Origin of the sequence: Sphingomonas sanguinis NBRC 13937 (genome assembly GCF_001591005.1) — a bacterium.
In the GTDB taxonomy this organism is placed as follows: domain Bacteria; phylum Pseudomonadota; class Alphaproteobacteria; order Sphingomonadales; family Sphingomonadaceae; genus Sphingomonas; species Sphingomonas sanguinis.
The window spans coordinates 38,981-45,596 of the sequence record NZ_BCTY01000030.1 but is presented as its reverse complement, the minus strand read 5'-3'; the positions used below and the strand labels follow the sequence as shown (position 1 = coordinate 45,596).

The 6,616-nt window shown below is 65.3% G+C and carries 7 protein-coding genes; 4 read left to right on the top strand and 3 right to left on the bottom strand.

Features of this window, described 5'->3' with window-relative positions; translation table 11 throughout:
* Positions 1-121 precede the first annotated feature (121 nt).
* The 3 genes from SSA01S_RS12690 to SSA01S_RS12680 all read left to right on the top strand — a co-directional run bounded on the left by SSA01S_RS12690 (position 122) and on the right by SSA01S_RS12680 (position 2,543).
* Positions 122-577: a hypothetical protein gene (locus SSA01S_RS12690; protein WP_061780622.1), complete on the top strand. Its 456-nt coding sequence runs from the start codon at positions 122-124 to the stop codon at positions 575-577.
* Between the two features lie 73 nt (positions 578-650).
* The gene (locus SSA01S_RS12685) at positions 651-1,715 is read left to right on the top strand and encodes a LacI family DNA-binding transcriptional regulator (RefSeq protein WP_061780616.1); all 1,065 of its coding nucleotides are present in this window, start codon (positions 651-653) and stop codon (positions 1,713-1,715) included.
* 129 nt (positions 1,716-1,844) lie between these two features.
* Complete coding sequence (locus SSA01S_RS12680; RefSeq protein ID WP_272867558.1) at positions 1,845-2,543, top strand: OmpW/AlkL family protein; 699 nt, start codon at positions 1,845-1,847, stop codon at positions 2,541-2,543.
* 85 nt (positions 2,544-2,628) lie between these two features.
* On the opposite strand, the gene SSA01S_RS12675 is transcribed toward SSA01S_RS12680, so the two are convergent.
* From SSA01S_RS12675 to SSA01S_RS12665, 3 genes are all read right to left on the bottom strand, one after another.
* Positions 2,629-3,744 carry a glycoside hydrolase family 68 protein gene (locus SSA01S_RS12675; protein ID WP_061780614.1) on the bottom strand — a complete coding sequence of 372 codons (1,116 nt, stop codon included), beginning with the start codon at positions 3,742-3,744 and terminating at the stop codon, positions 2,629-2,631.
* A gap of 32 nt (positions 3,745-3,776) precedes the next feature.
* Positions 3,777-5,144 (bottom strand): MFS transporter, encoded by a 1,368-nt coding sequence (locus SSA01S_RS12670; RefSeq protein WP_061780613.1) that lies wholly within the window; start codon positions 5,142-5,144, stop codon positions 3,777-3,779.
* A 145-nt stretch (positions 5,145-5,289) separates the two neighbouring features.
* Positions 5,290-5,607, bottom strand: coding sequence for a metalloregulator ArsR/SmtB family transcription factor (locus tag SSA01S_RS12665; RefSeq protein ID WP_061780612.1), 318 nt, complete (start codon positions 5,605-5,607; stop codon positions 5,290-5,292).
* 84 nt (positions 5,608-5,691) lie between these two features.
* Here SSA01S_RS12665 and SSA01S_RS12660 point away from each other — a divergent pair, with 84 nt between their 5' ends.
* A complete protein-coding gene (locus tag SSA01S_RS12660) occupies positions 5,692-6,612 on the top strand; it encodes an acyl-CoA desaturase (protein ID WP_061780611.1) in 921 nt (306 codons plus the stop codon).
* Positions 6,613-6,616 lie beyond the last annotated feature (4 nt).

Below are 6,616 nucleotides of genomic sequence, written 5' to 3'. Positions count from 1 at the left end.
GGAGAAAGTCTGATCGGCGTCGCCCCCGGCGGAGACCCGGGGGCGGCACTCAATTCACGAATTGATTTAAATCAGGATTAACTTCTGCGAGCCTATGACGACAGGCTTCGAGGAGTGTCCGATGAAACCCGCCGAACCGCTCGCGCTGAATCATAGCTGGCCCCTATTCGAAAGTGGTCAGCGTTTCGATCTAGGCCGCCTCGATGCGCCGGATGTGAACTATGCCGAGGCGGATGACGAATGGCTGGCCGCGCGGGGTATCGGACGCTGGCATTGCGATTTGTCGACGCAGCGACTGAGCTGGTCGACCGGCGTGTTTAATCTCTTCGACTGGCACCGGGATCAAATGCCCGAGCGTTTGGCTGTTCTGCCTCTCTACCAGAGCGAGTCGCTTTCGGCCGTCGAGCGGCTGAGATTCTATGCGATCCGCCACCGGCGCGGGTTTACGATCGACGCTGGTCTGCGCATGGCGGGTGACCAGCGCTGGATGCGCGTGATCGGCGTACCCGTCTGCGAAAACAAGCGGGTGGTCGCGTTGCAGGGTTGGAAGATCGACGTCACCGCCGAATATCGTTGATCCATGTAAGGAAAGGGCCGGATTTTCCGTTGGCTGCTTGTCCGGCGGCAAAAGGTCCGGTTAGCACTCGCTCATGACAGACAATATCACGGGCGGCGGTGATCGTCGCGTGCGAACGATCGCGGATCTGGCGCAGATGGCGGGCGTGTCGCCCGGCACGGTGTCGCGCGCGCTGGCGGGCAAGGCGCTGGTCAATCCCGAAACGCGGGCGCGGATTCAGGCGCTGGCGGATGAACATGGCTTTCGCCCGAACCAGATGGCCAGCCGATTGCGGACCCGTCGTACCGGGGTGATCGGCATCGTCGTGCCGCTGGGCCATGACCGGCGTCAGCATTTGTCCGACCCATTCTTCATGACCATGCTCGGCCACCTCGCCGACGCGCTGACCGAGAATGGGTACGACGTGATGCTGTCGCGCGTGATTCCCGAGGCCGCCGATTGGCTGGACCGGGTGGTCGATAGCGGCATGGTTGACGGCGTGCTGCTGATCGGCCAGTCCGACCAATATGACGCAATCGAGCGCGTCGCGCGCCGCTATCGCCCGCTGGTCGCCTGGGGCGTGACGCTGCCCGATCAGGTTCATGCGGCGGTCGGCACCGACAATGCGCTGGGCGGCTATCTGGCGGGTCGGCGGCTGATGGAGCGGGGGTGCCGCCGGATCGCCTTTCTAGGCGATATCGGCGCGCCCGAAATCCGCCAGCGGCATGACGGCGTGGCGCGGGCCATGGCGGAGGCCGGGCTGGAGGGCAGCCCCGTCCAGCTTCCGACCCATCTCGCCTCCGATGTGATGGAGCAGGAGATCGGCGCGCATATCGACGCCTTGCTCGAAGAGGGGGGGCTGGAGGACGGAAGCGGCCGCCTGTCGATCGACGGCATGGTCGCGGCGTCCGACATGATCGCGATGACGGCGGTGCGGGTGCTGGCGGACCGGTCTATCGCGGTGCCCGACATGCTGCCTGTCATCGGCTATGACGACCTGCCGCTCGCCGCGCAGGCGGTGCCGCGCATCACCACCATCCGCCAGGATATCGCCGCGGGTGCCCAGGCTATGGTCGAGGCGCTGTTCGCGCGCATCGCCGGGCGCGAGGCGGGGTCCGTGGTGCTCGACCCGGAACTGATCCCGCGCGAAACCGCCTGAGCAGTACTGGCAGGGGCCGTATCCGAACGGTTTTGACCACGGTCAAATCGGCGCTTGTCCTTCGTCAAAGGCCGCTCCCCGCCATCGACCTAGCCTGTCTCCATCCCATTCGGACAAGGAGACTGAGCGATGAACACCCCCATGAAGGCCGCGATGGTGCTGGCCGTGCTGGCGGGGCTTGCGATGGCCACGCCCGCCTTGGCGCAGAGCGCCGATGCGGCACGGGTCGGCATTCGGGCTGGCGACGTGTTGCTGCGCGTCCGAGCCATCACCGTCGTGCCCAATGAGGATTCGGGGGGCATCACGCCCGCCTTTCCGAACGAGCGTCTGGCGGTCGGCAACGCCGTGATGCCGGAAGTCGATGCCACTTATATGGCCACGGACCATCTCGGCTTCGAGCTGATCGCCTCCACGACCAGGCATAGCGCCAAGGGCACCAGCGGGACCACCGGCGGTATCGGTACGCTGGCGACGACCTGGGTGCTGCCGCCGACGCTGACCGCCCAATATCATTTCACCCCGACCGCCCATGTCCGCCCCTATCTCGGCGCGGGGATCAACTACACGGTCTTCTGGAACGAAAAGGCCTCGGACGGGCTGCAGGCGGCCGTCGGGCGGACCCATGTCGGGATGAAGGACAGCATCGGATGGGCGGCGCAGGCCGGGGTGGATGTCGACATCACGCCCAAGCTGTTCCTGAACCTGGACGTCAAATATATCGATATGGGCACCATTGTCCGCCTGGATACGGCGGCAGCGGGCACGCAGCAGGTGAAGCTGGACCTCAATCCCCTGGTCTTCGGGGTCGGTATGGGCCTGCGGCTCTGAAGCAGCGGCGGCAGGGCTGGAAGTGTCCGGTCCAGCCCCGCAGCCTGAGGCGGGGTGTCGCCATTCTAACGGCGTGGATCGGAGTTTACGCGATCGTCACACGGTCGCCGTCGAAGTTCAGGCGGAACCAAGGCGCGGCGGTGCCGCCGAAGCGTTCGCGGCGCAGCGGCACGTCGTCGCTCGCGTCGCGGCCGTTCATGCCCCAATAGTCGACGAAGCTAATCACATCGCCTTCGCCCGTCACCCACCAGCAATAGGCCTGGGTGGGCTCGGCGACCGGATTGCCCGCGACCAGGCCGGTGCCATTGACCGGTCGCCACGGCCCGGCAAAGCGGTCGGCGACCATGGCGTAAAGCCCGGTCGGCGCACCCAGGCCGGGGGCGAAGCGTTTTCCTTGCGTCGACCAGAAGCAATAATAGCGGCCGTCCTGCATGACGATATGCGGGCGCTCCAGCTCGCTGTTGACGCCCAGCGCCTCGATCAGCGGCGGCTGGACGGCCCAGCCACTCTCTTCGCGCTTGGCTACGCCGACGACGCCGTCGATATCCTGGTTGACCCAGCCGGCCGAGCCGACGAACAGCAGATACTCCGCGCCGTCCGACGGATCGCGGAAATAGCCCGGATCGCGAAAGCCCTTGATGCCGCCATTTTCCGGCTCGGCCTGGTTGGCGACGATATAATGATGGCCGTCCGCCATGACGCTTTCGACCGGTTCGCTCCAGCCTTCGGTACGCGCCTCGTCGGGCAGGAAGCGGCCGACCGTCTCGAACAGACGCTGCTCGAAAGTGCGGGGCTGTCCGCGCCGCCCCGAGGCGGTGAAATACATGGTCAGGGTCGTATCGTCCTCGCCCAACACCGCCGAGCCCGACCATTCGCGGCTGCCCGGCGTGAAGCCGTCGGCAAAGGTCTCCCCATGATCGCGCCAGCCGTCCGCGCCGTGGCTGGTCAGGCGGATGCGTGCGGCGTCGTGCCGCAACTCGGGATCGTCGAAGCGCGGCGTCGCCAGGAAGAACCACCAGCTCCGCCCGCCGAAAAAGGCGGTGCGGCCATCGGCATAGGCGATCTGCCACATGTCCCATAGATCGTGGGTCGGCAGGATCGGCACTACGTCAGCGGGGCCGAAGACGGGCAGGCGGGCGTCGTCCTGCGCGGCGATCCCGGCCAGCGCGTCGGCCGACCAATGGGCGGGAGTGATCGTCATGAAACCTCGGGAAAACAGGATGGGAAAGGGGATCAGGCTTGCGGCGCGGCGCCGAGCGGCAGCCCTTGCGCATTGCGGGCACGCACCGAATAGACGGAGACCGCGGCCAGCAGCATCAGCACGCCGCACAGCGTCAGCACGTTGCGCGGATCGCCGCCCAGCCAACTCTGGTAGAAGAGCGGCAGCGTCACGCCGAAGATCAGCATCGGGATGACGATCATCATGTTGAAGATGCCCATATAGACGCCGGTCCGCTCGGGCGGGATCGAGCCTGCCAGGATGACATAGGGGTTGCCCATCATGCTGGCCCAGCCCAGGCCGATGCCGATCGCGGGCAGGAACAGCATCGCCTTGCTGGTCATGTGCGGCATCACCATCATGCCGATACCGGTAATGACCAGGCACAACGCGTGGAGCGGCGCGGCACCGATCCGCTTGGCCAGCGGCACCATCGCAAAGGCTGCGACAAAGGCGACGCCGTTATAAAAGGCCGCGACCTCGCCATTGGTCAGCACCGCGGCATGGAAGCCCGAGGAGGTCGCGTCGGCGGTACCATAGACCGACCGTCCGATCGCGTAGATGACGTAGTTCCAATAGGCCATCATCGCATACCACTGGAACAGGCTCATGAGCGCCAGCTTGCGCATGGGCAGCGGCATGTCGCGGATCGCGCCGCCGATCTCCTTCAGCGTCGCGCCGATGCCCTTGGGCGCAGCGGCGATGCGCGCGCGCTCCTCGGGCGGCAGCGGCAGTTCAGGCACCCGCTTGATCGACCAGACGATGGTGACGAAGGACAGGACCGCGCCGATCATGAAGACCACGCGCGCCGTATAGGGGATGTTGTGCCCGTCCACCCAGTCCGGGTTCATCCCCACCCAGACTAGGATCGAGGGCGTGAGGAAGGCGAGCATCTGCGCCAACCCGGTAAAGGCGCTCTGCGTCAGGAAGCCGACATTATGCTGCGCCCCGTCCAGCCGGTCGGAGACATAGGCGCGGTACGGCTCCATGGTGATGTTGTTGCCCGCGTCGAGAATCCAGAGCAGCGACACCGCCATCAGCAGCGACGAACTGAGCGGCATAAAGAACAGGCCCAGCGCACACAGCACCGCGCCGATCAGGAAATAGGGTGTGCGGCGTCCCCAGCGGCTGTCCGTCCGGTCGCTCATCGCGCCGATCAGCGGCTGGATCAGCAGCCCCGTCATCGGCCCGGCCAGCTGAAGCAGCGGAATCTGCGACTCCGACGCACCCAGGTAGCTGTAGATCGGGGCCATGTTGCCCTGTTGCAGCCCGAAGCTGAACTGCAGGCCGAGAAAGCCCAGATTCATTTCCAGGATGCGGACCAGCGACAGGCGCGGCTTGAACGGAGCGGCGTGTCCGGCGGCGGGGGTGGACGGGGTCATGCGGGTCCTCTCGCACGCGGGGGTGGGCCATGGTCTGTCGCTGGCTTGCCGCGTCGAGGGGTATCATGCCGTGATGGATCGAGGATTGCAACAAACGATTGCAATAGTGCAGATGAACCTGAGTATGGAGCGTCATGCATAGGGTTCAGGGCTGTTTGCCGTCCTTCTGCGCCAAGGCGGCGCTCTCGCGCTTGAGCGGACGCGCGACCGGGCAGACCTCTTGCACGAAACCATGCAGTGTATTGGTCAGGCTTTCCGGAACCAGCCGGTAGAAGACGTACTGGCCACGTTTTTCACTGGTGACGAGCCCGGCCGACTCCAGGATCGACAGATGCTGGGAGATGGATGGTTTGGCCATGTCAAAGCGCGAGGCGATCTCGCCCGCGCTCAACTCGGCATGGGACAGATAGGCCAGGATGCGGCGGCGGGCCGGATTGGCGAGAGCCTCGAACACACGTTGCATGGATAGACATTTAGGCATTTCGCTAACCGTTGACAAATGAGGTTCGGCATTTAGGAATATACCTAACTATATAAGGAGCGCTGCATGACCTGCCGTTCGACGACCCGGATGATCGCCTTGCCCGACAGCGATGCGCGAAAGGGAAGGGTGCGATGGGCACCGACGCGGTCGCTCTGGATGATCGGCATGACCGGATCGGCGCTGCTGCTGGCCCCATTGTTCGTTACGCCTGGCGCGGTGCTGCTATGGCTTTTGACCTCGGCTGTGACGCTGTGCCTGGGCCATTCGATCGGCCTGCACCGGCTGCTGATCCATCGCAGCTTTGCGGCACCGCTCTGGTTCGAGCGGGTGCTGGTCTATCTGGGCACATTGGTCGGGATGGCGGGGCCGCTGGGCATGGTGCGGCTGCACGACATGCGCGACTGGGCGCAGCGGCAGGTGGAATGTCACGATCTGCACGCCCATCGGGCACCTTTGCTGCATGATGCTTGGTGGCAGATGCACTGTCGGCTCGATCTCGCCCATCCACCGCGTTTCGAGCCTGAGGCGCGGTTGCGCGACGACCGTTTCCTGATCTGGCTGGAGCGGAGCTGGATGGCGCAGCAACTGCCCTGGGCCGTGTTATTTCTGTGGATGGGGGGCTTGCCCTGGCTGGTCTGGGGCTTGCCGGTACGGGTGGCGGTCGGCGTCACAGGGCATTGGCTGGTCGGTCACATCACCCACAGGCGCGGCCCGCAGGGCTGGAGCGTCGATGATGTCGCGGTACAGGGCCATGATCTTCCCGCCGCCGCGCTCATCACCTTTGGCGAGGCATGGCATGGAAACCACCATGCCTGGCCGGATTCCGCGCGGCTTGGGATAGAACCTGGCCAGCCTGATCCGGGCTGGTGGGTGCTGCTGGGGTTACGCCGCATCGGGCTGGTCCGCGATCTGAAGGAGCCTTCGATGCTGGCCCCGCGTGAGGGGCTGCGTCGGGTGGCAAGGAGTAAAGCGGCGACGGCTTAGCGTC

Bases quoted from the DNA above. Each gene is read 5' to 3' on its own strand.
- SSA01S_RS12660 (WP_061780611.1), top strand. From the start codon at position 5,692: ATGACCTGCCGTTCGACGACCCGGATGATCGCCTTGCCCGACAGCGAT.
- SSA01S_RS12685 (WP_061780616.1), top strand. From the start codon at position 651: ATGACAGACAATATCACGGGCGGCGGTGATCGTCGCGTGCGAACGATC.
- SSA01S_RS12670 (WP_061780613.1), bottom strand. From the start codon at position 5,144: ATGACCCCGTCCACCCCCGCCGCCGGACACGCCGCTCCGTTCAAGCCG.
- SSA01S_RS12690 (WP_061780622.1), top strand. From the start codon at position 122: ATGAAACCCGCCGAACCGCTCGCGCTGAATCATAGCTGGCCCCTATTC.
- SSA01S_RS12680 (WP_272867558.1), top strand. From the start codon at position 1,845: ATGAACACCCCCATGAAGGCCGCGATGGTGCTGGCCGTGCTGGCGGGG.
- SSA01S_RS12665 (WP_061780612.1), bottom strand. From the start codon at position 5,607: ATGCAACGTGTGTTCGAGGCTCTCGCCAATCCGGCCCGCCGCCGCATC.
- SSA01S_RS12675 (WP_061780614.1), bottom strand. From the start codon at position 3,744: ATGACGATCACTCCCGCCCATTGGTCGGCCGACGCGCTGGCCGGGATC.